Source organism: Pseudonocardia sp. T1-2H (assembly GCF_038039215.1).
Taxonomy (GTDB): Bacteria; Actinomycetota; Actinomycetes; order Mycobacteriales; family Pseudonocardiaceae; genus Pseudonocardia.
The window spans coordinates 2746644-2772251 of the sequence record NZ_JBBPCL010000001.1; the positions used below are offsets into that span (position 1 = coordinate 2746644).

The 25608-nt window shown below is 73.7% G+C and carries 24 protein-coding genes and 1 pseudogene; 12 read left to right on the forward strand and 13 right to left on the reverse strand.

From position 1 onward, the window contains the following. Positions 1-11 precede the first annotated feature (11 nt). Positions 12-776: an ABC transporter ATP-binding protein gene (locus WBK50_RS13725; RefSeq protein ID WP_445942250.1), complete on the reverse strand. Its 765-nt coding sequence runs from the start codon at positions 774-776 to the stop codon at positions 12-14. Then, positions 773-1591 (reverse strand): ABC transporter ATP-binding protein, encoded by an 819-nt coding sequence (locus WBK50_RS13730; protein WP_341335986.1) that lies wholly within the window; start codon positions 1589-1591, stop codon positions 773-775. The genes WBK50_RS13725 and WBK50_RS13730 overlap by 4 nt, the downstream gene beginning before the upstream one ends. A gap of 285 nt (positions 1592-1876) precedes the next feature. On the opposite strand from WBK50_RS13730, the gene WBK50_RS13735 reads away from it, so the two are divergent. Together WBK50_RS13735 and WBK50_RS13740 are read left to right on the forward strand one after the other, a co-directional pair. Continuing rightward, entirely contained in the window at positions 1877-3067 is a 1191-nt protein-coding gene (locus WBK50_RS13735) for a PucR family transcriptional regulator (protein WP_341335987.1), read from the forward strand. Positions 3068-3141: 74 nt separating this feature from the next. Next, positions 3142-3816: an HAD family hydrolase gene (locus WBK50_RS13740; RefSeq protein WP_341335988.1), complete on the forward strand. Its 675-nt coding sequence runs from the start codon at positions 3142-3144 to the stop codon at positions 3814-3816. Positions 3817-3865: 49 nt separating this feature from the next. Here WBK50_RS13740 and WBK50_RS13745 read toward each other — a convergent pair whose 3' ends face one another. Beyond that, on the reverse strand, positions 3866-4393 hold the full coding sequence (locus tag WBK50_RS13745; protein WP_341335989.1) for a flavin reductase family protein: 528 nt from the start codon (positions 4391-4393) through the stop codon (positions 3866-3868). A 153-nt stretch (positions 4394-4546) separates the two neighbouring features. Here WBK50_RS13745 and WBK50_RS13750 point away from each other — a divergent pair, with 153 nt between their 5' ends. Beyond that, the gene (locus tag WBK50_RS13750; RefSeq protein ID WP_341339380.1) at positions 4547-6022 is read left to right on the forward strand and encodes an aldehyde dehydrogenase; all 1476 of its coding nucleotides are present in this window, start codon (positions 4547-4549) and stop codon (positions 6020-6022) included. Between the two features lie 237 nt (positions 6023-6259). Here the strand turns inward: WBK50_RS13750 and WBK50_RS13755 are convergent, their stop codons facing one another. Beyond that, entirely contained in the window at positions 6260-7315 is a 1056-nt protein-coding gene (locus WBK50_RS13755) for a sigma-70 family RNA polymerase sigma factor (RefSeq protein ID WP_341339381.1), read from the reverse strand. Between the two features lie 262 nt (positions 7316-7577). Beyond that, positions 7578-8975 (reverse strand): alpha/beta fold hydrolase, encoded by a 1398-nt coding sequence (locus WBK50_RS13760; protein ID WP_341335990.1) that lies wholly within the window; start codon positions 8973-8975, stop codon positions 7578-7580. Positions 8976-9241: 266 nt separating this feature from the next. Here WBK50_RS13760 and WBK50_RS13765 point away from each other — a divergent pair, with 266 nt between their 5' ends. The 3 genes from WBK50_RS13765 (at position 9242) to WBK50_RS13775 (ending at position 12003) form a co-directional block, all read left to right on the forward strand. After that, the gene (locus WBK50_RS13765; RefSeq protein WP_341335991.1) at positions 9242-11041 is read left to right on the forward strand and encodes a PHA/PHB synthase family protein; all 1800 of its coding nucleotides are present in this window, start codon (positions 9242-9244) and stop codon (positions 11039-11041) included. 59 nt (positions 11042-11100) lie between these two features. Beyond that, positions 11101-11550: a helix-turn-helix domain-containing protein gene (locus WBK50_RS13770; RefSeq protein WP_341335992.1), complete on the forward strand. Its 450-nt coding sequence runs from the start codon at positions 11101-11103 to the stop codon at positions 11548-11550. An 87-nt stretch (positions 11551-11637) separates the two neighbouring features. Beyond that, entirely contained in the window at positions 11638-12003 is a 366-nt protein-coding gene (locus tag WBK50_RS13775; protein WP_341335993.1) for a hypothetical protein, read from the forward strand. A 129-nt stretch (positions 12004-12132) separates the two neighbouring features. Here the strand turns inward: WBK50_RS13775 and dtd are convergent, their stop codons facing one another. Both dtd and WBK50_RS13785 read right to left on the reverse strand, forming a co-directional pair. Continuing rightward, positions 12133-12564 (reverse strand): D-aminoacyl-tRNA deacylase, encoded by a 432-nt coding sequence (gene dtd / locus WBK50_RS13780; RefSeq protein ID WP_341335994.1) that lies wholly within the window; start codon positions 12562-12564, stop codon positions 12133-12135. Positions 12565-12598: 34 nt separating this feature from the next. After that, positions 12599-14164, reverse strand: coding sequence for a DUF7782 domain-containing protein (locus WBK50_RS13785; protein WP_341335995.1), 1566 nt, complete (start codon positions 14162-14164; stop codon positions 12599-12601). Between the two features lie 56 nt (positions 14165-14220). Between WBK50_RS13785 and WBK50_RS13790 the strand changes: the two genes are divergently transcribed. The 3 genes from WBK50_RS13790 (at position 14221) to WBK50_RS13800 (ending at position 15649) form a co-directional block, all read left to right on the forward strand. Continuing rightward, positions 14221-14820: an HhH-GPD-type base excision DNA repair protein gene (locus tag WBK50_RS13790; protein ID WP_341339382.1), complete on the forward strand. Its 600-nt coding sequence runs from the start codon at positions 14221-14223 to the stop codon at positions 14818-14820. A 24-nt stretch (positions 14821-14844) separates the two neighbouring features. Beyond that, positions 14845-15258, forward strand: a complete 414-nt coding sequence (locus tag WBK50_RS13795) for an ArsR/SmtB family transcription factor (RefSeq protein ID WP_341335996.1) — start codon at positions 14845-14847, stop codon at positions 15256-15258. Between the two features lie 76 nt (positions 15259-15334). After that, positions 15335-15649, forward strand: a complete 315-nt coding sequence (locus tag WBK50_RS13800; RefSeq protein WP_341335997.1) for a DUF3099 domain-containing protein — start codon at positions 15335-15337, stop codon at positions 15647-15649. Between the two features lie 66 nt (positions 15650-15715). On the opposite strand, the gene WBK50_RS13805 is transcribed toward WBK50_RS13800, so the two are convergent. Both WBK50_RS13805 and WBK50_RS13810 read right to left on the reverse strand, forming a co-directional pair. Next, complete coding sequence (locus WBK50_RS13805) at positions 15716-16597, reverse strand: carbohydrate kinase family protein (RefSeq protein WP_341335998.1); 882 nt, start codon at positions 16595-16597, stop codon at positions 15716-15718. Beyond that, positions 16594-17508: a pseudouridine-5'-phosphate glycosidase gene (locus WBK50_RS13810; protein WP_445942356.1), complete on the reverse strand. Its 915-nt coding sequence runs from the start codon at positions 17506-17508 to the stop codon at positions 16594-16596. The genes WBK50_RS13805 and WBK50_RS13810 overlap by 4 nt, the downstream gene beginning before the upstream one ends. Positions 17509-17518: 10 nt before the next feature. Here WBK50_RS13810 and WBK50_RS13815 point away from each other — a divergent pair, with 10 nt between their 5' ends. Beyond that, positions 17519-17773, forward strand: a complete 255-nt coding sequence (locus WBK50_RS13815; RefSeq protein WP_297503674.1) for a DUF3039 domain-containing protein — start codon at positions 17519-17521, stop codon at positions 17771-17773. Between the two features lie 39 nt (positions 17774-17812). Here the strand turns inward: WBK50_RS13815 and phaZ are convergent, their stop codons facing one another. The 3 genes from phaZ to WBK50_RS13830 form a co-directional block, all read right to left on the reverse strand. Further along, a complete protein-coding gene (gene phaZ, locus WBK50_RS13820; RefSeq protein WP_341336000.1) occupies positions 17813-18661 on the reverse strand; it encodes a poly(3-hydroxyalkanoate) depolymerase in 849 nt (282 codons plus the stop codon). Next, entirely contained in the window at positions 18658-20343 is a 1686-nt protein-coding gene (locus WBK50_RS13825) for a PHA/PHB synthase family protein (protein WP_341336001.1), read from the reverse strand. The genes phaZ and WBK50_RS13825 overlap by 4 nt, the downstream gene beginning before the upstream one ends. Before the next feature lie 72 nt (positions 20344-20415). Continuing rightward, positions 20416-21396, reverse strand: coding sequence for a YihY/virulence factor BrkB family protein (locus WBK50_RS13830; RefSeq protein ID WP_341336002.1), 981 nt, complete (start codon positions 21394-21396; stop codon positions 20416-20418). Positions 21397-21585: 189 nt separating this feature from the next. On the opposite strand from WBK50_RS13830, the gene WBK50_RS13835 reads away from it, so the two are divergent. Next, a complete protein-coding gene (locus WBK50_RS13835) occupies positions 21586-23343 on the forward strand; it encodes a DEAD/DEAH box helicase (protein ID WP_445942251.1) in 1758 nt (585 codons plus the stop codon). 796 nt (positions 23344-24139) lie between these two features. Here the strand turns inward: WBK50_RS13835 and WBK50_RS13840 are convergent. Further along, positions 24140-24326, reverse strand: a pseudogene (locus WBK50_RS13840) (DUF7455 domain-containing protein). A gap of 291 nt (positions 24327-24617) precedes the next feature. On the opposite strand from WBK50_RS13840, the gene WBK50_RS13845 reads away from it, so the two are divergent. Further along, a complete protein-coding gene (locus WBK50_RS13845) occupies positions 24618-25556 on the forward strand; it encodes an EamA family transporter (protein WP_341336004.1) in 939 nt (312 codons plus the stop codon). The last annotated feature ends 52 nt before the right edge of the window (positions 25557-25608 follow it).

Below are 25608 nucleotides of genomic sequence, written 5' to 3' on the forward strand. Positions count from 1 at the left end.
ACGAGGGAGGGTCAGAATCCGAGGTAGGCGTGCCGCAGGGCGTCGTCCGCGGCGAGCTCCGCGGCCGGTGCGGTGGCGACGACCCGGCCCAGCCCGAGGACGATCCCGACGTCGGCGATGGACAGGGCGCTGCGCGCGTTCTGCTCGACGAGCAGGATCGCCAGCTCGGTCTCCCGCACCAGGTCCCGGAGCATCCCGAAGATCTGCGAGACGATCCGCGGCGCGAGGCCCAGCGACGGCTCGTCGAGCAGCAGCACGTCCGGCCCGGAGACCAGCGCCCGGCCGATGACCAGCATCTGCCGCTCGCCGCCGGAGAGGGTGTGGGCGTCGCGGCGGCGGCGCTCGGCCAGGGCCGGGAACATCGTGTAGACGTCCTCGACGGTGCGCTCGGTCCGCTTGCGGGACCTCCCGAGCAGCGCGCCGAGCCGGAGGTTCTCCTCCACCGTCAGCTCGGTGATCACACCGCGGCCCTCGGGGACGTGGGCCACCCCGGCCCGCGCGATCTTCTCCGCCGCTGCGGCGGTCAGGTCCGTGCCGTCGACGTGCACGGTTCCGGCGGTGGGCCGGACCAGCCCGGAGATCGTCCGGAGCAGGGTGGTCTTGCCGGCGCCGTTGGCGCCGAGCACCGCGGTGATGTGCCCGCGCTCGGCGGTGACGTCGACGCCGTCGAGGGCGCGGACCGGCCCGTAGCCGGCGGTGAGCCCGCGCACGGCGAGGGCCGCCCTCGGGAAGGTCGCGGTGAGGCCCTCGGCCCCGGTGTCCGCCGAGGTGCTCACCGGACCGCCTCCTCGCCGAGGTAGGCGTCGACGACCGCGGGGTCGTCGCGCACCTCGTCCGGCGGCCCGTCCGCGACGACCTTGCCGAAGTCCAGCACGGTGATCCGGTCGCAGACGCTCATCACCAGGTCCATGTGGTGCTCGACCAGCACGACCGCCGTCCGCGCGGTCAGCGTGCGGATCAGTGCGCCGAGTTCGGCCATCTCGTCCTCGCCCAGGCCGCTCGCGGGCTCGTCGAGCAGCAGCATCTCCGGTTCGGCCACCAGCGCGCGGGCGAGCGCGACCCGCTTCTGCACGGGGTAGGGAAGGCTTCCGGGCAGCCGATCGGCGTAGTGCGCGGCGCCCAGCTCGTCCAGGGCCCCCAGGGCCCGGTCCCGCAGGGCGCGCTCGTCGCGACCCGAGCGGCGCAGGGCGAGCAGGGCGGAGCCGAAGCCCGCCCGGCGGTGCCGGTCCGCCCCGATCATCACGTTCTCGGTGACCGTCAGGCCGCGGAAGAGACCGACGCCCTGCAGGGTCCGGGAGATTCTCATCCCGGCGAGCTTGTGCGGGCGCAGGTCCCGGACCGGCTCGCCGTGCCAGGACAGGGTGCCGGCGTCCGGCCGCACGAAGCCGCAGCACACGTTGAACAACGTCGTCTTGCCGGCGCCGTTCGGGCCGATCACGCCGTGCACCGACCCCGCCGCGACGGCGAGCGAGACGTCGTCGAGGGCGACGAGCCCGCCGAAGCGGACCACCACGCCGTCGACGGCGAACAGGGGCGCGGCCGTGCGGACGGCGTCCGGCGGGGGAACGGGATCGGGCCTGGGCTCGGTCACGGGGCGCGGCCTCCGGGCGTCGTCGGCGGTGACGAGGGGTGACGAGACCGGGTGAGCGGCATCACCCGGACGGGGTCCAGATTGGGCGCTGGGACCAGACACCGCCATGGGCGCAGCGCACAGCATCGCCGGCCCATCACTGGGCGGAACGCCCGAACGGGTGGACGACGAGGGCCGTCCTGCTGCACAGTTCCCGTCGTGCTGTCCACCGGCGGGGAGCGGGCGTCCGAGGCTGTGCCGACGCCTCCCGGACACCGTCGTGTGCGCGGCGCACGACACGACCCCGTGGTCGACGACGCGCTCCGCGTGCTCGGCGCCGTCCTCCTCGACGAGATCGACCTGCTCGCGGACCGGCTGACCCTGCAGATCCTGCAGCACGAGTCCTGCTACGGCGAGCTGGGCCTGATCGACGAGCTGCGCGACGCCTCGCTGCGCAACCTCCACCGCGGCGTGCAGGTGCTGGCCGGCACGGTCCCGGACGGCGTCGACCCGGTCGACAGCACGCGGGAGACCGGCCGGACCCGGGCCCGGCAGGGCGTCCCGCTCGAGGCGGTGCTGCACGGCTACCGGCTCGGCGGGCGACTGATCTGGGAGGCCCTGCTGACGGCCTCACGGCAGCGGTTCGACGGCGCCTACGACGCCGCCCTGCTGGACGCCGCCGGCTACATCTGGCGGACCAACGACGGCAGCTCGGCGGTGCTCGTCGACGCCTACCGGCAGGAGGAGTCGCGGATGCGTGGCCACGACCTCAGCCGCCGGCGGGCCGTCCTGGACGGGTTGCTGGGCGGCCGCGGGCGGGACCCGGGGTTCGTCCGGGACGCGGCGGTGGTGCTCGGGCTCCCGGACACGGGGCCGCTGCTGTGCGCCGTCGGCTGCGTCGAGACCGCGGGCCACGATCCGCTGCACGACCCGCAGGAGACCCTGGCGGCCCAGGGGATCGACTCGGTGTGGGCGCTGCGGCAGGGGGAGATGGTCGGCCTGGTCGCCGCGCGGGGGCGCTCGGCCGGGGAGATCGGCGCGCTGCTGGAGCCGAGCGTCGTCGGCCGGGTCGGGTTGTCCGGCCTCGTCGAGGGGCTGGGCATGGCGGATGCCGGCTACCGGATGGCGCAGACCGCCGTCCGCACGCTCGCCACGGCGGGCCTGGCCGTCCTCGACGACCGGCTGCCGGAGGCGTTGCTGGCGGACAGCCCGGAACTGCTGCCGCGGGTGCTGGACTCCGCGCTCGGCGGCCTGCTCGGGCTGCCCGCGGCGGACCGGAAGGTGCTCCTGGACACCCTGGACGCGCTGCTGACCAGCGGCGGCTCGCCGACGCACGCCGCGCAGACGCTGTTCTGCCACCGCAACACGGTGATCTACCGGCTGCGCCGGATCGAGGCGGTCACCGGACGCCGGATCGCCGATCCGCGGGACCGGCTGCTGCTGAGCCTCGGCGTGATGGCGGCCCGCGCCCGCCCTCCCGCGTCCGGCCGGGCCTGACCCGGCACGATCCGTTCACCCGCCCGACGTCCGGGTGTCCCCGGCCGGCCATCTCGGGGCGATGGGGTGCGGGGATGCGGTTGGCCGTTCTCGACATGGCGGGCACCACCGTGGCCGACGACGGGCTCGTCCTCGACGCGGTCCGGCGTGGCCTCACCGCGGTGCGCGTCCCCCTGGACGGCCCGCGGTTCCCCGCGCTGCGCCGGCAGGCCGAGGCGACGATGGACAGGGCGACGCTGACCGTCTTCGGCGATCTCCTCGACGGCGACATGCAGCTGGCGCGACGGGCGGCCGTGGCCTACGAGGCCTGCCTGGCCACGGCGGTGGCGGCCGGGCGGATCCGGGAGATCCCCGGGGCCCGGGTGGCGATCGAGACGCTGCGCGCCTCCGGGGTGGCCGTCGCGCTGGTCTGCGGGTTCGGGCCGGAGACCCGGGACGCGGTGATCGACGCGCTCGGCTGGGCCGGCCTCGTCGACGCCGTGCTCTCGCCCTGCGACGCCGGCGGGCGCGGCCTGCCGGATCCGGCGCTGGTCCTCGGCGCGGCGAGGCGCACCGAGGTGGAGCTGCCCGACGCAGTCGTCGCCGGCGACGCGAGCGCCGGGATCCTCGCCGCCGTCCGGGCGGGGGCCGGGCTCGCGGTGGGGGTCCGCACCGGCGCGCACTCCGAGCCCGTGCTGCGCCGGGCGGGGGCGCAGGCCGTGATCGACTCGGTGGCGGACCTGCCGGCGTTGCTCGGCCTGCCCGGCTGAGGCGGGACGTCCCGGAGCGGGTTCTGCCCGGAGCCGGCCCTCCCCGGACTCAGTTCTCCTCGGCGTCCGCGGTGCCCGCGGGCGGGGCGATGCCGTAGCTGCCCCGGTAGAAGGTCAGCGGAAGCCGGGCCGGGTCCGCACCGAGATCCGTGACCCGCCCGACGACCACCGTGTGGTCCCCGCCGTCGTACTCGTTCCAGAGGGTGCAGTCGATCCAGGCGCTCACACCGTCGAGGATCGGGGCCCCGGACGGCGCGGGCCGCCAGTTCTTGCCCGCGTACTTGTCCGTACCGGAGCGGGCGAACGCGTTGCTGATCTCCTGGTGGTCCTCGGCGAGGATGTTCACGCAGAACGAGCCGACCTCGCGGATCCGCGGCCACGTCGACGACGTGCGGGCGGGGGAGAAGCTGATCAGCGGGGGGTCGAGCGAGAGCGACGCGAAGGACTGGCAGGTGAAGCCCAGCGGGCCGTCGGGTCCCTGTGCGGTGACGACCACGACGCCGGACACGAAGTGGCCGAGGACGTCCCGCATGGTCGCCGCGGTGACCGCCTCGGGAGCGGTGCTGGTGCTCGGCATTGATCCCGTCATACCCCGACAGTAGGCAGCGACGGGGACGTTGACCATCCGTCGGGCGCCGGATCACCCTCCGTTCCGCGCAGGTCGTTGCCGCCGGATCGGCGCCCGTGGGAAGGTCGAGGAGCACACGACGTGGTGGAGGTGCCCTGCCCGATGGCCGATCTCGAGCGGTTCTCGATGCTGATCGGCGGCAAGCCCGTCGACGCCCTGTCCGGCCGGACCTTCGAGTCCCAGAACCCCTACACCGGCCGGCCGTGGGCGCTGGTCCCGGACGGAGGCCCCGAGGACGTCGACGCCGCCGTGTCCGCGGCCCGCACCGCCCTGAACGGCGAGTGGGGTGCCACCACCGGTTTCGCCCGGGCCGCGCTGCTGCGGCGTCTCGGGGAACTGGTGGGGGAGAACGCCGAACGCCTCGCCCGGCTCGAGGTCGCCGACTCCGGGAAGCTCTACCGCGAGATGATCGGCCAGCTGACCGGGCTCGGCGGCTGGTACGCCTACTACGCGGGGCTCGCGGACAAGATCGAGGGCCGGCAGATCCCCTCGCCGAACCCGAACTACCTCGTCTACACCCGGCACGAGCCGGTCGGGGTCGTCGCCGCGATCACGCCCTGGAACTCGCCGCTGCTGCTCATGACCTGGAAGCTCGCGCCCGCGCTGGCCGCCGGCTGCACGATCGTGATCAAGCCCTCGGAGCACTCGCCGGTGTCCACGCTGGCCTTCGCGGAGCTGATCGAACAGGCGGGGTTCCCGCCGGGCGTCGTGAACGTCGTGTCCGGGCAGAGCCGGGAGGTGGGGGCCGCGCTGGCCGGGCACCCGGGCGTGGACAAGGTCGCCTTCACCGGCTCGACGGCCACCGGTCGGGCGGTGGCGCACGCCGCCGCGGAGAACCTGAACAAGGTCACCCTGGAGCTCGGCGGGAAGTCCCCGCAGGTCGTGTTCCCGGACGCGGACCTGAAGGCCGCGGCGAACGGGCTGGTCGCGGGCGTCTTCGCGGCGACCGGGCAGACCTGCATGGCCGGCAGCCGGCTGATCGTGCACGAGGACGTGCACGACGAGCTGGTCCGGCTCGTCGCGGAGCGCGCGTCGCAGATCCGGCTCGGGGACCCGAACGACCCGGAGACCGAGATGGGTCCGGTGGCGAACGGCCCGCAGTACGAGAAGGTCCTCGGTTACCTGCGCACCGCGCGGGACGAGGGCGCCACCGTCGCCTACGGCGGCGGCGCGGACGAGGGCCTGGGCGGCTACTTCGTGCAGCCGACGGTGCTCACGGGCGTCGGACCGGAGTCGACGATCGTCCGCGAGGAGGTCTTCGGACCGGTGCTCTCGGCGTACACGTTCCGTACCGAGGAGGAGGCGGTCGAGCTGGCCAACGACACGCCGTACGGCCTCGCCTCCGCGGTGTGGACGAAGGACGTGCACCGCGGCCACCGGGTCGCCGCGAAGATCCGGGCGGGCACGGTGTGGATCAACGCCTACCGCGTGGTGGCGCCGAGCGTGCCCTTCGGCGGCGTCGGGCTCAGCGGCCTGGGCCGGGAGAACGGCGCGGGTGCGGTCTCGGAGTACACCGAGGAGAAGGCGGTGTGGGTGGAGCTCAGCGGCCAGACGCGGGATCCGTTCACCCTGGGGTGAGCCGTCCCGGCTCGACGCCGCCCGGCATGTGGATCACCCGGACGGGCGATCCGGGGGTGTCAGCCGATCGGGGCGCCTGTCGCGGGTGTGCGGGGCCCGCCCGACCGACACACTGCTCTCGGTCGGCGCCGCCCTGTACTCGTGGGGAGCCCGGGGGCGGCGCCGGCCTGGGAACGAGATCCGACCCGGACGAAGGCGTCCGGGCCGGATCTTGGTCGTGTCGGCGGTGGCCGGCTGTCAGCTGGCGTAGGCGCGCAGGCGGTCCGCCCGCTCACCGATCCGCAGCTTGGCCATGACCTCGCGCTCGATCTGACGGACCCGCTCGCGGGAGAGCCCGAAGCGGCGGCCGATCTGGTCCAGCGTGCGCGGCTGCCCGTCGTCCAGGCCGTAGCGCATCCGGATCACCGCCTGCTCGCGGTCCTCCAGCGTCGAGAGCACCCGGCGCAGGTCGTCGTGCAGCAGGTGCGAGATCACGGTGTTCTCGGCGTCCGCGGCCTCGGCGTCCTCGATGAAGTCCCCGAGCGGGGCCTCCTCGTCGGTGCCGACGGGCATGTCCAGGCTCACCGGGTCACGGGCGTGGTCCAGCAGGTCTGCGATCTTCTCGACGGGCAGGCCCGACTCCTCGGCCATCTCCTCGTGCGTGGCCTCGCGGCCCATCCGCTGGTGCATGTCCCGCTTGATCCGGGCCAGCTTGTTGACCTGCTCGACCAGGTGGACGGGCAGCCGGATGGTGCGGGCCTGGTCCGCCATGCCACGGGTGATGGCCTGTCGGATCCACCACGTCGCGTACGTGGAGAACTTGAAGCCCTTCGCGTAGTCGAACTTCTCGACGGCGCGGATCAGCCCCAGGTTGCCCTCCTGGATGAGGTCCAGGAGCGGCATCCCGCGGCCGGTGTAACGCTTGGCCAGGGACACGACGAGCCGGAGGTTCGCCTCCAGCAGGTGGTTGCGGGCGCGCGCACCGTCGCGGACCACGGCCCGCAGGTCACGGGCGAGCCCGACCTCGATCTCCTCGCCGGTCTGGGCGGCGGTGTCGAGCTTGTGCTTCGCGAAGACGCCCGCCTCGATCCGCCGGGCGAGGTCGACCTCCTGGGCGGCGGTGAGCAGTGCGGTCTTGCCGATGCCGTTGAGGTACACACGCACCAGGTCCGCGGCGGGACTCTGCGCGTCGAGGTCCTCGGCGGTGAGCTCCGGTCGGGCGGACGGCTCCACCTCGTCGGAAGAGGTACGCTGGCTCGGCAGGCTCCGCGGCGAGCCGGTGGACTTCCGGACCGGGGACTTGCGGGCAGCCATCCGCACGGTGGCGGCTTCGGCGGCCTTCGGCGACGCGGTGGTCGGCGCTGTCATCTACGTTCCTCCCCATGCGACCCGGGCGGTACTGGCGACCTGGAAGCTACTGAAATGGTCGGAACCGCCGGGGTTCTACAGGGTTGAACGCACGTCGCCGGACAAACGTTCCCGCGATGCGCATCCCCCGTCCGGGTTAACGCAGATCACCTTTTGGGCAAGATCACGGTTCGGGATCGTCCGGCGACGCCGTCCTACCGCCTCGTCGTCACGGCGCGGGCACGCGCGGGGTGTCCCGCGGGTCCGCGACCGCCTGCGACGCGCGCCGCCGCCGGCTGGTGCTCCGCGGGTCGGTGTCCGAGAGCTTCCGCACCGCCTCGAGCAGGGGCGGCCAGTCGTGACGCAGCGCGTCCCGGCCCATGAACAGGCCCAGGTGCCCGCCCGTCGCGATCCGCTTCGTGATCTTCTTCGGGGGGGTGCCGACGGCGTCCGCGGCCGCGAACAGCTGTGCGGGCGGGGTGATGTGGTCCGTCGATCCGGCCAGCAGGAACAACGGACACGTGATGGAGCTCATGTCCACCTTCCGGCCGTCGATCTCCAGTTCGCCCGAGATCAGCCGGTTCTTCCAGAACAGGTTCTCCACGAGCCAGAGGTAGAAGGCGCCCGGGATGTCCTGGGTGTGCTTGAACCAGTCCTCGAAGACGCGGTACCGCTCGACGTGCGCGGCGTCGTCGATGTTCTCCAGCAGCTGCAGCTGTCGGGAGATCTCGGACTGCGGCTGGATCATGATGAAGTTCGCGAGCACCGCCCGGCCGGGCATGTTCCCGCCGCCGGACGCCACGAGCGCCTTGTACGATGCCATGCCCAGCTTCCCGGCCATCGCCAGCGTCGAGGCCGCGATGACGGAGTCCCCGGCGTGGAAGTCGATCGGCGCGCCGGCCAGGGTGAGCGTGTGCACCCGCTCCGGGTGCAGCGCGGCGTAGATGGTGGCCAGCCAGCCGCCCTGGCAGTCCCCGACGAGGTTCGCCTTCCCGCCCATCCGGCGGATCGACCGGTCGATCATGTCGAGGTAGTCCGTGACGGTGACCGTGCGCGTCGCGGCCGTGGCCGGCCGCCAGTCCAGCGAGTAGACCCTTGTCAGGCCCGCGGCGCGGATGACGGCGATCTGGCTCTGCTGCGGGGAGAAGTCCACGACCGTCGACGAGTGCCCTGCCTGCGGCGGGAGCACCAGGGTCGGCACGACGGCGTCGTCGCGGTCCTCGGGTGCGGTGAAGTCCCGCAGGTGCGCGAACGGCGTGCTGAGCACGATCTCGTTCGGCAGGTGCCACTGGGGTACCCGGCGGTCCAGCATCGTCGACCACCACGCCATGCCGCGCGCGGCGGTCTCCAACGGCGTCCTGAAGTGGGTGACGGTGTCGACCCAGGCCGTCGCGGCCGCGCGGGCCAGCTCGGTGACGCTGCGGGCCGTGGTGACGGCGTGGTAACCGGCCAGGAAGCGGAGCGGGTGGGGGTGCGGTGAGCCGTCGTCGGCGTCGCCACGCCCGCCCGGGACCGGGCCGGAGGCGCCGGCCAGCGGGACGGAGCCGAAGTCGTCCGTCCCGTCGTGCGGTCCGGCGTTCGTCGATCTCCGGTGCAGCTCCAACGGGGTCTGTGCAGCAGCGGTCATGGCCGTCTCCCATCTCCTTCGATGTCCGACAGTCCGGTACCGAACGGTAACCGTGATGAGGATCCCAAGCAACGCGGAGCTACCCATTGGTAGCGCTTGCTATCTCAAGCGCAGGTGACGGGGTATACACGTGACCTTGGTCCTCCATCCGCCGCTACCCGCGAGTACCCCCCACGATGGGGTCACCGCCGCGAGGGACCTCACGACCTGGGCGTTCGCTCGCGGCGGCGGACGCGAATCGACGAACCCGGGAGGCTCGGCCACCGATGTCCACCACCGCACCCACCGGAGCGACCAGTCCCACCGCGATCGGCGCCCCTGCCGAACGCGCGACCGGCACAGCGAGGGCGGAGGCCGCCACGGCGCGCGTCACCGCGTTGGTCGCCGAGCTCCGCGAGCTGCTCGACCCCGCCACCACCGCCGCCCGGATCGATCCCGTGGGCCTCGGCGGCGCCGTCCGCGAGGCGGTGCGCCAGGTGGTCACCCACCCGCGGTCCGCGCTCAGGGTCGGCCTCGGCTGGGGCGGGGATGCCACCCGTGCGACGCTGGCGTCGGCCGCCCGGGCCGTCGGCAGCACCAAGGAGGGCCCGGCGGACCTGCCGGCGAAGGACAAGCGCTACAGCGACCCGGCGTGGCAGGGCAACGCCTGGTACTACCTCTGCCGCCAGCAGCACGCGCTGTTCGCCGCGCGGCTGAGCGAGCTCGCGGCCGGGACCGAGCTGTCGCCCGTCGCGCGGCGCAAGGTGGACTTCGTCGTCGGCCAGCTGATCGAGGCCACCTCGCCGGTGAACTGGCCGGCGTCGAACCCGGCGCTGTTGAAGAAGGCGCTCGAGACCGGCGGGCAGAGCCTCGTGCGGGGCCTCGCGAACCTGCTGCGCGACGTCGTGCAGAACCGCGGGCTGCCGCGCCAGACCACGCCCGGTCAGTTCGTCGTGGGCAAGGACCTGGCCGCGACACCGGGCCGGGTGGTTTACCGGAACCGGCTGATCGAGCTGATCCAGTACGAGGCGCAGACGGACGAGGTGCACGAGGTCCCGCTGCTGATGAGCCCGCCGTGGATCAACAAGTACTACATCATGGATCTCGCGCCGGGGAAGAGCCTCGTGGAGTGGGCGGTGCAGCACGGGCACACCGTCTTCATGATCAGCTACCGCAACCCGGACTCGGCACTGCGGGACCTGACGATGAGCGACTACCTGCGTGAGGGTCCCGTCGCCGCGCTGGACGTGGTGCAGGAGATCACCGGGGCGCCGAAGGTCAACGTCGCGGGGCTGTGCCTGGGCGGCACCATGTCCGCGGCCACCGCCGCCTGGCTCGCCCAGAAGGGCGAGGACCGGATCAACAGCCTGACCCTGATGAACACGCTGCTCGACTTCACCGGCCCCGGCATGCTCGGCGTCTTCGTCGACGAGGCGACGGTCGACCGTCTCGAGAAGGTGATGAAGCGGGACGGCTACCTGCCCGCGGAGAAGATGAAGACGACGTTCGACATGCTGCGGTCCACGGACCTGATGTGGAACTACGTGGTGAACAACTGGCTGCTCGGCGAGCCGCCGGCGGCGTTCGACATGCTCAGCTGGAACTCGGACTCGACCCGGATGCCGGCGGCGATGCAGACGGAGTACCTGCGCACCTGCTACGTCGAGAACCAGTTCGCCGAGGGCAAGCTGGAGCTCGCGGGAGAGCGGCTCGACGTCGCCGACGTCGAGCAGGACGCCTACATCATCTGCGCGGAGCGGGACCACATCGCGCCGTGGAAGTCCGTCTACAAGGGAGCGGCCAAGCTCGGCGGCACCGTGCGGTTCGTCCTCTCGAACTCCGGCCACATCGCCGGCGTCGTGAACCCGCCGTCGGAGAAGTCCCGGCACTGGTTCGGCGAGTCCGCGGACCTGCCGGCGGAGGCCGACGACTGGCGTGACGACGCGGGGGAGCACCGGGCGAGCTGGTGGGAGGACTGGACGCCGTGGATCGCCGAGCGGGGTGGCGCGATGCGCACGCCGCCCACGATCGGCGGCACGTCGTACTCCGTCCTCGGCGACGCGCCGGGGAGCTATGTGACCGGCTGAGCCGATCGGCGTCGGGATGCTGCGTGCGGCGCAGGCCCCGGACCGGACACAATGCACTCATGGCAACAGGTTCGTCGTCGTCCCAGGACCGCCGCTCGGAGGGCTGGGCGGCGCAGTTCAACGCGCTCGGCGGCTTCATCCGGTCGCAGCGGCAGATGGCCAAGCTGTCGCTGCGCGAGATGGCCTCGATGACCAAGGTGTCCAACGCGTACCTGAGCCAGATCGAGCGCGGGCTGCACCAGCCGTCGCTCAAGGTGCTGCACTCCATCGCGGACGCGCTGCAGCTCTCCACCGAGCAGCTGTTGCAGCAGGCGGGCTGGGCGTCGGACCCCGCCGCGGCCGGGGCCACCGCCGCGGCGGCGGGCCCGCACGGCCCGACCACCGTGCAGGGGGCCGCGCCGGTGTCCGGGGTGGAGGAGGCGATCGCCGCGGACGGGCGGCTCTCGGAGGAGCAGAAGCTCGCCCTGCTGGGCGTCTACCGGAGCTTCGTCGAGAAGTCCGCGGTGTGACGCGCGCCGCGTTGCTTGAAATACTTAACGCTCGTGCGTAGTTTAGGAAGCGCAAGGCTGACACTTCCTTCACGAGAGGCACTTCTCATGAGCGCTCCGACCGAGCAGTTCGCGGACTACGCCAAGCGCGGCCAGGAGGCCGTCACGTCCGCCGTCAAGACCTGGGCGGACACCGTCCAGGACTACGCCGGCACCTTCACCGGCCACCGCCCCACCTCCGCGGACGCGCACGCCGCGCTGGACACCGCCTTCGACACCACCCTCGACGTGGTGCAGAAGATCGTCGCCGGGCAGCGTCAGGTCGCCCGCACCCTGCTCGACGCGGGCGTGCAGGTCGTCGAGGTGATCGGCGAGCAGGCGAACAAGGCCGCCACCAAGGCGACTGAGACCGTCACCGACGCCGTGAGCGACACCGCGGCCAAGACCACCCGCCCCCGCTCCGCCAAGAGCTGATCCGGGCCCGGGACGTGCTCGCCCTCGGCGAGGCACGATCTCCGCGGCGGGCTCCTCGGTGGCCGGCACGGCGCACTCCGATTCGGTGACGCGCAGTCCCTGGCCGTTCCGGGGAGCCCCGCCGCGCGCTCAGCCCGGGCTCTCGACCAGGACCGTGAACGGGCCGTCGTTCACCGACTCCACGGCCATCTGCGCCCCGAACACGCCGGTCTCGACCTGCGCGCCGCGTGCCCGCAGCGCGGCTACCACCGCGTCGACCAGCGGTTCGGCCACCTCGGGCCGGGCCGCCGCGGTCCACGAGGGGCGGCGTCCCTTGCGGACCTCGCCGTAGAGCGTGAACTGGCTGACCACCAGCAGCGGTGCCCCGGCCTCGGCGCAGGACCGCTCGCCGTCGAGGATCCGGAGCTCGTGGAGCTTGCGCGCCATCCACTCCGCCGTCTCCGGGGTGTCTTCCGTCCGCACGCCCAGCAGCACCAGCAGGCCTTCCCCCTCGATCGCGCCGACCACCTCGCGGTCGACCGTCACCGACGCCCGGGTCACCCGGGCGGCGACGGCGCGCATCAGGACCCCGCCCGCGTCACGAACCCGCGCCGCATCAGGAGCGCTGCCCGCGCCACCGGGGGACGGGGGTCCACCCGTCGACCGGCAGCAGCACGCCGTGCCGCACGAACTCCCGCACGGCCGGCAGCGTCGCGCGCACCAGCTCGTCCATCGGCCGGTCGTGCGCGAACGACAGCAGCGCCAGCAGCTCCTCCAGCGGCAGCTCGCCCCGGCAGCCGGCGAGCAGCGCCGCCGCGGGGGCGTCGACCTCGTGCCGCCACCGCGGCCCGTCCGCCCGCACCACCGCCGAGCCCGCGTCCGCCCAGCCCCCGTCCTCCCCGGAGGCCGGCACGGAGTACTGCTCCAGCACGGCGGTGGGGGCGAGGTTGAGCCGGGTTCCGAGCAGCGCCTCGTCGCTCGCGTGCTCCTGCAGCCAGTCGACGCGGTCCAGCCAGCCCGTCATCTCCTCGCCGAGACCGCTGTGGTCCCCGGGCAGGTCCTCGACGACGACGGTGCCCTCGCGCCCGTCCTTGCGCTTGCGCAGCAGCAGGAACCCGAAGCCGACGCCCTCGACGCGCTCGCCCTCCATCCAGTCCAGCCACGCGGCCGCCTGCGCCCGGGCGTCGGGGGAGGAGAGGTCGAGCCCGGCGTCGCGCTGCCAGACCCCGACGTGCATCGCGGGGTCCGTCACCTCACGCTGCAGGATCCACGCGTCGCAGCCCTTCGGGATCCACCCGGCCACGCGGTCCGGCCAGTCCTCGCCGACCACGTGCAGCCACGAGCCGAGCAGCTGCGCCACGCCGCCGGGCATGAGCCTGCCGGGCAGGTCGGCGAGCAGGGCCGCGATCGCCTCGTCGCCCGCGCGACCGGAGTCCCGGTAGACGTAGTCGACGCGCGGCGGGCCCGGCACGAACGGCGGATTGGACACGATGTTGTCGAACTCGCGGTCCGAGACCGGCTCGAGCCAGGGCCCCTTGAGCAGCTCGGCGGTGTGCACGTCGCTCAGGGCGAAGGTGGAGCGGGCCATCGCCAGGGCCCGGTCCGCGACGTCCGTGGCGACCAGCGCCGTGGAGAACCGCGAGGCGTGCAGCGTCTGCACGCCGCAGCCGGTGCCGAGGTCGAGTGTGCCCAGCACCGGACGCCGGACCATCGACGCGGCCAGCGTCAGCGACGCCCCGCCGACGCCGGTCACGTGGTCCCGGTCCTGCCGGGACGCCGGCGTGTCCAGGTCCGACAGGACGTACCAGTCCGCGTCCGCGAGCTCGTTCGCGTCCCCGCCCTCGCCGTAGGGGCGCAGGTCGAGCGCGGCCCGCAGGCCGTCGTCCGCCCTGCTCAGCAGGCCGGCGGCGACGTAGCGGTCGACCTTGCCGAGCGCGCCCTCGACGTCGGACTCCGGCTCGGTGCCGCCGAGCAGGAACAACCGGACGAGCGTGCCGAGCTCGCCGGCGCCCCGGGTGGCCCGGGCCGGGGCCTCGGGCTCACCGCGGGACAGGGCCGAGTGCGCCTCGTCCCCGAGCAGTGCGCGCACCCCGCCGGTGGTGAAGTCCAGGTGCAGGAAGCGTTCGCGGAGCCACTGGCAGAGGTCGAGGGGCAGGGCGGGGGGTGGCAGGCGCTCGGGCACGGCGTCCATCCTCGCGCTCGTGATCGGTGGCCGCACCGGCGCCCCCGGTAGAGTGCCTGCCCGTGAGCCTCACCCTGGCGCAGGACGCCGACGCCGACGCATTGCTCGACCGTGACCCGTCGGCGCTGCTCACGGGCATGCTGCTGGACCAGCAGATCCCCATGGAGCGCGCGTTCGCCGCTCCGGCGGAGCTCGCGAGGCGGCTCGGGACGGACCACCTCGACGCACGGGAGATCGCCGCGTACGACGCGGAGAAGCTGGTCGCGATCTTCGCCGCGACGCCCGCGCTGCACCGCTACCCGAAGGCCATGGCGGCGCGGGTGCAGGCGCTGCACACGGCGATCGTCGAGCGCTACGACGGGGACGTCACCGGCATCTGGTCGGACGTCGCGGACGGGAAGGAACTCCTCGCGCGGCTGCGCGCGCTGCCCGGGTTCGGGGCCCAGAAGGCGCAGATCTTGACCGCGCTGCTCGGCAAGCAGCGCGGCGTCACGCCGCCGGGCTGGCGCGAGGCGGCGGGGAGCTACGGCGAGGAGGGTTCGCACCGGTCGGTGGCCGACGTCGTCGACGCGGCGTCGCTCGAGCTCGTCCGGGACTTCAAGCAGAAGGCGAAGGCCGCGGCGAAGGCCGGGACGCGAGCGGCGGCCGGGACGTGATCGGGGACGGTTAGCATCGGTCCCGTGCACAAGGTCCCCACCGCGCGCCGCGGTCTCCGCGTCATCGATCCGGACCAGGTGTGCGACGCCACCGCCGTCCTCGCCGACGCCGAGCAGGTCCAGCACGCGGCGACCGTGCTCGACGCGCTGGGCGAGGTCAACCGGCTCAGCATCCTGCTCGCCCTGCAGCACGCCGGGGACCTGTGCGTCTCGGACCTGGCGGTCGCAGTGGGGATGAGCGACAGCGCCGTCTCGCACGCGCTGCGGCTGCTCCGCGCCCACGGGATGGTGACCGCGCACCGGGAGGGCCGGCTCGTCCGGTACCGGATGGCGGACGGGCTGGCGCGCCGGCTGCTGGAGGTCGTCTCCGCCGACGCGGTGGCGCCGGTACGGCTGCACGCCCACGGACATTCGGACGAACCCGACGAGCCGGAGTGAGCACACGGCAGATCCCCCGCCAGGTGGGCGCGCATTCCCCGGCACCCGGTGACAGGATGGGGGAGGAGGTGGTCCGGTGACCAACCCGCGACGGGACTCCGATCCCGTACTCATCACGGATGCACCACTCTCGTACGAGCAAGAGCTGGTGATCCGCAAACGTCGCTACAAGATCATGATGGGGATGCGCATCCCCTGCATGGTGCTCGCCGCCGTCTTCTACCAGATCCCCTGGTTGGCGGTGAGTCTGCTGGTCATCTCGATCCCGCTCCCGTGGATCGCGGTGCTCATCGCGAACGACCGGCTCCCCCTCAAGGCGGAGAAGCCCAACCGGTACAAGGGTGAGCACAAGGAGCTCGAGAGCCGGGCGCACCCGGTCATCGACAGCTGACGCCCATGTTCGCGGGCCGGCCCGTGCGCTGAGGTGGGCGTCGCCCGCGAACGTCTGCGCGAGCGGTCAGCCGGGCCGCGCGCCGTGCCGGCCGACCGCGATCGCCGCGGCGGCGCAGCCGGCTGCGGCGGCCCGGGGGCCGTCGGCGCCGTCGACCCGGGCCGCGATCACGCCGGCGTCGAACGCGTCCCCCGCTCCGGTCGGGTCCACGACGCGCGTGGGCGCCGCCGCCACGTGCTGCGGGCCGTGGAAGTCCACCCACACCGCGCCCTCGGCGCCGAGGGTCACCGCCACGGCGCCGGCGCCGCCCTCCACCAGCGCCCATGCCGAGCCCGGGTCCCGGGAGCCGGTCAGCGCCTCCAGTTCGTCGAGGTTCGGGAGGAGCAGGTCCACCCGGTCCAGGACCCCGCGCAGCAGCGCCGGGTCGGTCGCGGGCTGCGGGTCCAGGGACGTGCTCACCCCGGCCGCCCGCGCCGCCGCCAGCACGGCCAGCCCCGCCTCGCGGGACGACGGGTCCGCCAGCACGTACCCGGAGAGGTGCAGGTGAGCGGCACCGGCGAGCAGGTCCCCGGGCAGGTCGGCGGGGGAGAGACGGCCCGCCGCGCCGCGGTCCGAGTACATCGTGCGCTCGCCGTGCCCACCCGCGGTCGACGGCGGGTCCAGCAGGACGAGGACCGTGCACGTCGGCAGGTCCGGGTCGACGGCCACCGCCGTCCGGACGCCGGCGGCAGCCAGTTCGGCAACGGCGTCGCGGCCCGGCTGGTCGTCGCCGACCCGGGCGACGAGCGTCGGCGCGGCCCCGAAGTGGGCGAGCCAGGCGGCGGTGTTCGCACCCGCGCCGCCGGGGGTCCGCCGGATCCGGGCGGACACGTCGGCGCCCGGCGCGGGCGGGGCGGCGGGGGCGACCAGGACGTCGATCCCGAGGTCGCCGACGACGATCACCGTCATCCGGCGAGCGCGACCGCGACCTGCGCCGCGAGGGCCGCGTTGGCCTGGACGAGCGCGATGTTCGTGGCCAGGCTCGCGCCGTCGCTGGCCGTGTGGAAGTGCTCCAGCAGCGCGGGGGTGACGTCCTTGCCGGTGACCCCGCGCTCGGCGAGCAGCGCCAGGCCCTCGGCGAGCAGGCGGTCGTGCAGGGCGAGGTCGAGCTCGTCGGCCCCGGGGACGGGCTGGGCCAGCACCAGCCCGGAGCCGCCGCCGAGCGCCCGGTGGGCCCGCCAGACGGCCGCGGCCTCGTCCGGGCCGTTGACGCGCCAGGGAACCGGATGCCCGGAGTCCCGCCGGTAGAAGCCGGGGAAGGCGTCCGTACGGTACCCGAGCACCGGCACCGACTCGGTCTCCAGCACCTCCAGGGTCGCGCCGACGTCCAGGATCGACTTCACCCCGGAGCACACCACCAGGATCGGGGTGCGGGCCAGCCCGGCGAGGTCCGCGGAGACGTCCCAGGTGTCCCGGGCGCCGCGGTGCACGCCGCCGAGGCCGCCGGTGGCGAAGACCGGGACCCCGGCCGCGGCGGCGAGGGCGGCGGTGGCGGCGACGGTCGTCGCACCGTCCCTGCCGAGGCCCACGGCCACGCCCAGGTCCCGGACGGACAGCTTGTCCAGGCCGCCGGCGCAGACCCGGTCCAGCTGGCCCTCGTCGAGGCCGATGTACGGGACGCCGTCGAGCACGGCGACGGTCGCGGGCTCGGCGCCCTGGGCGCGGACGGTGGCCTCGAGCTCGTCGGCGGCCTTGCGGTTCTCGGGGGCGGGCAGGCCGTGGGCGAGCAGGGTGCTCTCGAGGGCGACGACGCCTCGGCCGGAAGCGAGGGCGTCCGCCACGGACGGGGAAAGGACAGGTGCGGTTGCCACATGGGGCATCATGGAGGACATGGCGACCCAGGTGCTGCCCGACGTCGAGACCCGTCCGCAGGGCACGGACTCCACCGGCAACGACGAGCCGACGATGTTCCACTACGTCCGGAAGAACAAGATCGCGGAGAGCGCGGTCCTGGGCAACCTCGTCGAGGCGCTGTGCGGGGAGAAGTTCCCGGTGACGAAGTCACCGAAGCCCGGCTCCCCGGTCTGCCCGGACTGCAAGAAGATCTACGAGGGCCTGCCCAAGGGCGGCGACGGGGGCGAGTGAGCCCCGGGCCGGCCGCGGCGTGGGCCGGCCCCGGGCAGGTCAGGCGCGGCCGGTCAGGAACTCGTCGATCACCGGGGCCAGCTCGTCGGCCTCGGTCACGAGGGCGAGGTGCCCACCCCGGTAGAGGTGCAGCCGCGCGTCCGGGATCCCGCGCGTCATCAGCCTGGCGTTGACCACCGGGACGATCGGGTCGTCGTCACCGGCGACGATCAGGGTGGGCTGGCGGATCATGTTCAGGAACGGCAGCGTGGTCCAGCCCACCCCGGCGAGGAGCTGGTAGTAGTAGCCGCGGGCCGGGCCCCCGTGGTCGCCCGCGTGCAGGGCCCGCGGGGCCTTCTGCGGGTTCGTCCGCATCGTGCCGCCGTAGATCTCCCCGGCGATCCGTGCGGCGTACTCGGGGTCCTGGTGGCGGCGCGGGGTGAGCATCCTGCTCAGCACGTTCGGCCGCGCGGGCACCATCAGCGAGCCCGTCCCCGTGGCGACGAGCACGAGCTTGCGCACCCACCGCCGCCCGGAGATCGCGACCTGCTGGGCCAGCCCGCCGCCCCAGGAGAACCCCAGGACGTCGACCTCGCCGTAGCCGAGCTGCGTCACGAGCCTGCCGACGAGCAGCGCGAAGGTCGACATGTGGTACGGCATCGTGGGGTCCGGGGAGCCGCCGATGCCGGGCACGTCGAAGCGGATCACCTCGAGGTTCGGCGGCAGGGCGTCGACGAAGGGCTCGAGCACCTCCAGCGTCGCGCCGATGCCGTTGAGCAGCAGCAACGGGGTCCGGCGCGGGCCGTCGGCGGTGGCGCGCCGGATGGCGACCCGCAGGGTCCGGCCGCGCACGCGGGTGGAGAAGACGTCGTCACGGGGAACGTCGGGGTGGTGCGCTGTGCTCGTCATCGCTCCACAACATATGTGCCCGGCGCCGGGTGCACCGCGTGGAGGCCGCGCCCACCCAGCTCCGGTGGCGCGTCTCTCAGCTCACCGGTGTGCTCGGCGAGCCATTCGACGAGGTCCGGCCACCACGAGCCGGGCTCGACGTGCCCGGCGGCGCGCCAGCGCTCGGCGTCGACGGGATGCCCCGCGGACACCGCCCCGCCCACGCGGTACGCGGCGCGGGTGCTCCCCGGCGGGCTCGCCAGGACGGCCGCGTTGCTGCCGGTCGCGAGGACGAACCGGGTCTTGCCGCCGACGAGCTGGCTGGTCCGGTAAGCCGCCTGCCAGGCCGTGAACCGGTCCCCGACCCCGGCGACGGCGTAGACGTCCGTCCGCACCCGCGACAGGTCCAGCGGGGTACCGAGCAGCATCAGCCGGCCGGGCCCGGCCAGCGCGTTGTCGAGCGCGAGGGCGACGAGGTCCCGGTGCAGCGCGGCCGGCACCCGCGTCGCGTCGGCGTTCCAGTACCGCAGCGGGTCCGGCGCGGGCTCCTCGCCCTGCAGGTAGCCGTGGGCCCAGCCCGGCCAGACCAGCTCGTCCGGGGAGAGCCAGGCGAGCAGCTCGGCCAGCCGGCGGCCGTCGACGTACCCGCGGCGCGCCGACGCGGCGACCGAGGCCCGGGCGGCCCGGTCGTCGACGGGGTGGCCGGCCGTGGGGCCGGTGCGGGCGTGGGCCCGGTCCAGGACCGTTCCGACGAGGACGAGGCCCGCCACCCGCTCCCGCTCCTCGCGGGCGGCGAGGTGGGCGAGCAACGCGGTGGCGAGGAGGCCACCGGTGCTGACGCCGAGGAGGACGGTGCGGTCCACCCGGCAGATCCGCTCGCAGGCGTCCATCGCGTCCAGCAGGGCCTGCGCGTACGCGTCGAGGCCCCACTCGGCGTGCTCGGCGGCCGGGTTGCGCCAGGACAGGGCGAAGACCTGCTGGTCCGCCCGCACGAGATGCTCGACGAGGCTGCGGTCCGGGGCGAGGTCCGCGAGGTAGTAGCGGTTGGCGAACGGCGGGACGACCAGCACGGGGACGTCGCGGACCTCGCGGTCCTGCGGCAGGTACTGGACCAGCTCGACCATCTCCGTGCGGTACACGACGGCGCCGGGCGTGGCGGCGACGTCCTCGCCGGGCGTGAGATCGGCGACGGCGGGGACGCGCGGCGACGCGCCGAGATCCTGGGCCGCGCGCCGCAGCCCGTCCACGACGCTGCGGCCGCCGGTCCGGGCGGCGGCGCGCCAGGCGAGGGGGTTGAGCAGCGGGTTCGTGGCGGGGGCGAGCAGCTCCGCCGCGGTGGCGACGGCGTGCCGGACCTGCTCGCAGTCCGCCGGGTCCAGCCCGGCGTCGTCGACGAGGTCCAGGGCCGTCTCACCGGCGGCCGTGTGGGCCTGGGCGAGGCGCCGCAACACCGGGTTCGACGTCCAGGCCGGGTCCGCGTAGCGCGGGTCCCGCTCGGGCGCGGCGACCGTCGACGTGCCCAGGCCGATCTTGCCGAGCTCCGTGACCAGCCCCGCGCCGCGCCGGGCGAGCGTCGCGGGCCGGGTGGCGAGGGAGGCGGCTAGCCGGACCGCGGGTCCACCGGGGAGCAGGCGGCGCCAGGGCCCGCGCGCGCCCTCGGTGAGGAGCATGTCCAGGGGGACGGCCGCGTCGTCGGTACTCATCGCGCCTCCGCGGGAACGAGCACGTCGGCGGTACTCATCGCGCCTCCGCGGGAGGAAGCGCGTCGTCGGGTCTCATGCCTCACCTTCCCGGAACGGGCGCACCCGCCGGAGCACCGTCCGCCCGGCGACCAACAGTCTCTCGCGTCGGCCCGCCGTGGCCGGCGCGGGGGACACCTCGTCGATCGCGTTGTTCAGCTGGGCGCCGATCACCACCGCGAAGCCGAGCAGGAACGCCGTGAGCAGGAACGCGATCGGCGTGGCCAGGGCCCCGTAGGTGTAGCCCGTGCTCGTGACGAACGCGATGTAGTAGCGCAGCCCGCTCGTCGCGACCACGAAGACGACCATGGCGAGCACGGCGCCGGGCAGCAGCCGGCGCCACGGGACGCCGCGGGGGAGCGCGACCTTGTAGAGCGTGGTCAGCCCCAGGACCAGCAGCAGCCCCAGGCTCGGGTAGTAGAAGAGGTCGATCAGCGAGGCGGCGGTCGGGCGCCAGGATTCGGGGAGCACGCTCGGGAGCAGGTCCGGCCCGAGGGCCAGGATCGGCAGGCCGAACACGGCGAGCACGAGCGCGGTCAAGGAGTAGAAGAGCGAGACCAGGCGCTGCCAGACCGGGTGCCGGACGCCGTCCTGGCCGTGCGCCGTGACCGTCGAGTCGACGAGCGCGGACACCGCGGACGAACCCGCCCACAGCGAGATGACGAACCCGATCGAGACGACGTCCGCGCGGCCGTCGGTCAGGATCGTCTGGGCCGTCGGGGCGATGATCTCGTCCACGACCTGGCCGGCGAAGACCTTCCGGGACGCGTCGACGATGGTGGCGCACACCTCGCCGACGGTCGCCGGGCCGAACCAGTCGCCGACGTAGCCGAGCGAGCCGAGCAGGGCCAGCAGCAGCGGCGGCAGGGAGAGCGCCTGCCAGAACGCGGCCTTCGCGGACAGCGAGAAGATGTTGTCGTCCCAGGCCTTGACCAGGGTTCGGACGGCGACCCGGCGCATCGTCGCCCCGCGGCTCGTCGTCCGCATCCCGGCCCGGGCACCCGTCCGGCTGGTCATGGCTGCGTCGTCCTGGTCATGGCGCCGTCCAGCATGGCCTACCCCACCCGCACCCGTGGGCCGCTGCGGGTCACGACTCGCCGGACGAATCCGCCGGGCTACCCTGATCCACGCTCCCCGGCACCCGGCGATCCCGGTGGCCACGGTGCCCGGGGGAAGGGGTGATCGCCCTCACCCACGGTGCGGTTCATGGCCGTAGAGATCCCAGGGAGACGTGTGTCGGAAGCAGTTTCGCAGGTCCAGCCGGCCCCGTCGTCGCGTCCGCTCCGCGCCTGGCAGCGCAGCGCCCTCGCCCGTTACCTCGCGGCCAAGCCGCAGGACTTCCTGACGGTCGCGACGCCCGGCGCGGGCAAGACGGCGTTCGCGCTGCGGGTCGCGAGCGAGCTGCTGGCGGACCGCACGGTCGATGCCGTCACGGTGGTCACGCCGACGGAGCACCTCAAGTACCAGTGGGCACAGTCCGCGGCGGCGGTCGGGATCGCGCTGGACCCCGAGTTCCGCAACTCCCAGGGCGGGACGTCGTCGGACTACCACGGCATCGCCGTCACCTACGCCGGTGTCGCGGCCCACCCGGCGCTGCACCGGCGGCGCACCGAGAACCGCCGGATGCTGGTGATCCTCGACGAGATCCACCACGCGGGGGACGCGAAGTCCTGGGGCGAGGGCGTCGGGGAGGCGTTCGAGCCGGCGGTCCGGCGGCTGGCGCTGACCGGGACGCCGTTCCGCAGCGACGACAACCCGATCCCGTTCGTCGAGTACGTCCGGGACGCCGAGGGGGCGCTGCGCAGCCGCGCGGACCACTCCTACGGCTACGCCCAGGCTCTCGCGGACAACGTCGTGCGGCCGGTCGTCTTCCTGGCCTACTCGGGGACGTCGAGCTGGCGGACCAGCGCGGGCGAGGAGATCACCGCCCGGCTCGGCGAGCCGATGACCAAGGAACAGACCGGCATGGCCTGGCGCACGGCGCTGGACCCGGCAGGGGAGTGGATGACGGCGGTGCTCGCCGCTGCGGACCGCCGGCTGGACTCGCACCGTCAGGGCGGGATGGACGACGCGGGCGGGCTCGTCATCGCGACGGACCAGACCACCGCGCGGGCCTACGCCGCGATCCTGCACACGGTCACCGGGACGATGCCGGCGCTCGTGCTCTCCGACGAGGCCGGTTCGTCGGATCGGATCGCCGCGTTCTCCGAGTCCCGGGACCGGTGGATGGTCGCGGTCCGGATGGTGTCCGAGGGCGTCGACGTGCCGCGCCTCGCCGTCGGGGTGTACGCCACCAGCGCGTCGACGCCGCTGTACTTCGCCCAGGCCATCGGCCGCTTCGTGCGCTCCCGGCGGCCGGGGGAGACGGCGTCGGTGTTCCTGCCGAGCGTGCCGGTGCTGCTGGGGCTGGCGAGCGAGCTCGAGGCGCAGCGGGACCACGTCCTCGGTAAGCCGCACCGGCCCGAGGAGGTCTGGAACGACGAGGAGCTCAACCAGGCCAACCGCCAGCAGGACGAGCCGGGGGAGGACGAGAAGTCCTTCACCGCGCTGCACGCGGACGCCGAGCTGGACCAGCTGATCTACGACGGCGCCTCGTTCAGCGCGGACGAGGAGGACTACCTCGGCCTGCCCGGGCTGCTCGAGCCGGAGCAGGTGCGGACGCTGCTGAGCAAGCGTCAGCAGGAGTGGGTGGACAAGGGCTCGCCGCGCACCGGAGCAGGTGCCCGCGCGACCCCCGCGCCCGCGCCGCCGCCGCCGGACAGGCGCGGGATGACGGTCCGGGAGCAGATCAACGCCCTGCGCAAGGAGCTGAACACTCTCGTCGCGCTGCACAACCACCGCTCGGGGAAGCCGCACGGCGTGATCCACAACGAGCTGCGCCGCTCCTGCGGCGGCCCGCCCACGGCGATGGCGAACATCGAGCAGCTCGAGGAGCGGATCGCCACCCTCCGCTCCTGGCGCTGACCGCCCGGGCCGGCTGATCGCCCCGCGAGTCGCGCTCTGGGACCCCGCGAGTCGCGCTCCAGGACCGTGCGAGTCGGGCTCCAGGGCCCCGCGAGTCGGGCTCCAGGACCCCGCGAGTCGCGCTCCAGGACCCCGCGAGTCGGGCTCTGGGACCGCGCGAGTCGGGCTCTGGGATCGCGGGAGTCGGGCGCTGGGACCGCGGAGGTCTGGACGTGGGGCCTCAGTCTGGTCTCACCCCACTCCTCTCACCGCAGGCGTCGATTCGGGGGCTCAGGATGCCGGCGGCGTCCGGGGGCGCAGGCCCCATCTCGGCCGGCCCCGTCCCTCTGACTCCCGCGACGCCGTCCGGTGCCACGCGCGCGGCCGACGACGCGCGCGTGACCAGAAGGCGCGCGTGGAGCGCGCTCGGCCGAGTCACGCGCGCTGTCAGGTGCGACGCGCGCGGTCGACGGGGCGCGGGATGCGAGAACACGCGCGTGGGTTCAGAGGTGAGCCAGGCGAAGCAGGGACGAGGCGCGAGCGGGCCGCCTGCCGGTGTTCGACGAACAGGCCTCGGGCCCGGCGAGGAGCGACCGGCGGGGCGTGAGGTCGCGACTCACGGGGTCTCAGGTCGCGACTCGTGGGGTCTCAGGTCGCGACTCGTGGGGTCTCAGGTCGCGACTCGCGGGGTCTCAGAGGGGGTTGCGGGCCCGGGGCCGGACAGGCGAGAGGGCGGGCACCTTGCGGTGCCCGCCCTCTCGATCATGCTCACATCTCGATCATGCTCACATCGGCCGGCGCTGGGGACCGGCCCCTGTCAACTACCCGCCTGCACGTCCGCCTTGAGCTCACCGAAGCTTGTCCTCGTGGGCCCTCGCGTGGTGACCGCAGAACAGCAGCTCTCCGCCAGACGGCAGTACGGCGCGTGCCTTTGCGGCCGCTCCGCAGCGGTCACAGCGGTCGGCGAGGGTCAACTCGGGCCGGGTCAGGGTTCCAGGCTGCATAGCGGTCTCCCTCCGTCTCGGTGCCGGGTTCCCCCGGTACCGATTTGCTGTGACGACCGCTTGCGCGGTTCGCCCACTCTCTCAGACGTTCAGCACCCCTGCACGTGTTCCCGCCCCGCATGGCGACGACAATCACGTTTGGCCGTCGGTGGCTGGAGGCCGTCGACGAGATGGCGCTCAGGTGTCGAAAAACGGATTCAGTTGACTACGAGTGAATGATGCGGTGCGGCCGGTGACACCGCAAGGTGAGGAATGTAAACAGTGGGGACCCGACGACTACGGTCTGCTGTCGTGGTAACGGAGACGTCCCGGCCGTGGCGCCGGATCCCGGCGCCGCTCCTGTTCGTCGTCGGGGGCTCCTCGATGTACGTCGGGGCGGCCCTCGCCGTCGGTCTGTTCGACCGTCTGTCGCCCTCCGCGGTCGCGGTGTTACGGATCTTCGGCGCGGGGGTGGTGCTGCTCGCCTGGCGCCGCCCGGGCGGCCCCGCGTGGCGGGGCGTGCGGATGGCGCGGGCGATCACGTTCGGGATGGCCACGGCCCTGATGAACATCGCGTTCTACGAGGCGATCGACCGGCTCCCGCTCGGCACGACGGTCGCCCTGGAGTTCTGCGGGCCGGTGGCGGTTGCGGCACTGGCCTCCCGCCGGGCACGGGACGTGGCAGCGGTCGTGCTGGCGGCGGGAGGTGTGCTCCTCATCGCGGACGTGCGCTGGTCGGCGAGCACATCAGGCCTGCTCTGGGCCCTGGCGGCGGCCGCGATGTGGGCCGCCTACATCGTTCTCGGCAAGCGGGTGGCGGCCGCCGGTAACGGCGTGGACGACATGGCCGTCGGCTTCTTCGTCGCCTCGGTGGTGCTGTCCCCACTGGTGTTCCTGGCGGGCCACGCGCAGCTCGCCGCGCTCGCGGATCCGGTCGTGCTGCTGCTCGCCGTCGGGGTCGGGGTGTTGTCCAGCGTGATCCCCTACGGCCTGGACCAGGTGGTGCTGAAGCGGGTCGGGCAGGCCCGGTTCGCGGTGTTGCTGGCGCTCCTCCCGGCCACCGCGACGGTCATCGGGGTGATCGCCCTCGGCCAGGTCCCCGGGGCCCTGGAGGGTGTGGGCATCGCGGCGGTGATCGCGGCAGTCGCTCTGCGGTCCCGTGACGGCGACGTGCCCGCATCACCCGATCGGCCGCCGGCCGAGGAGGCGGAGCTCACCCACCGTAATACCCGTTCAGGTGACAGAGAGTGATTACTGACAACGTCCACGGGTGATCCTGGGGATGGCGCGTTCCCCCGGACGG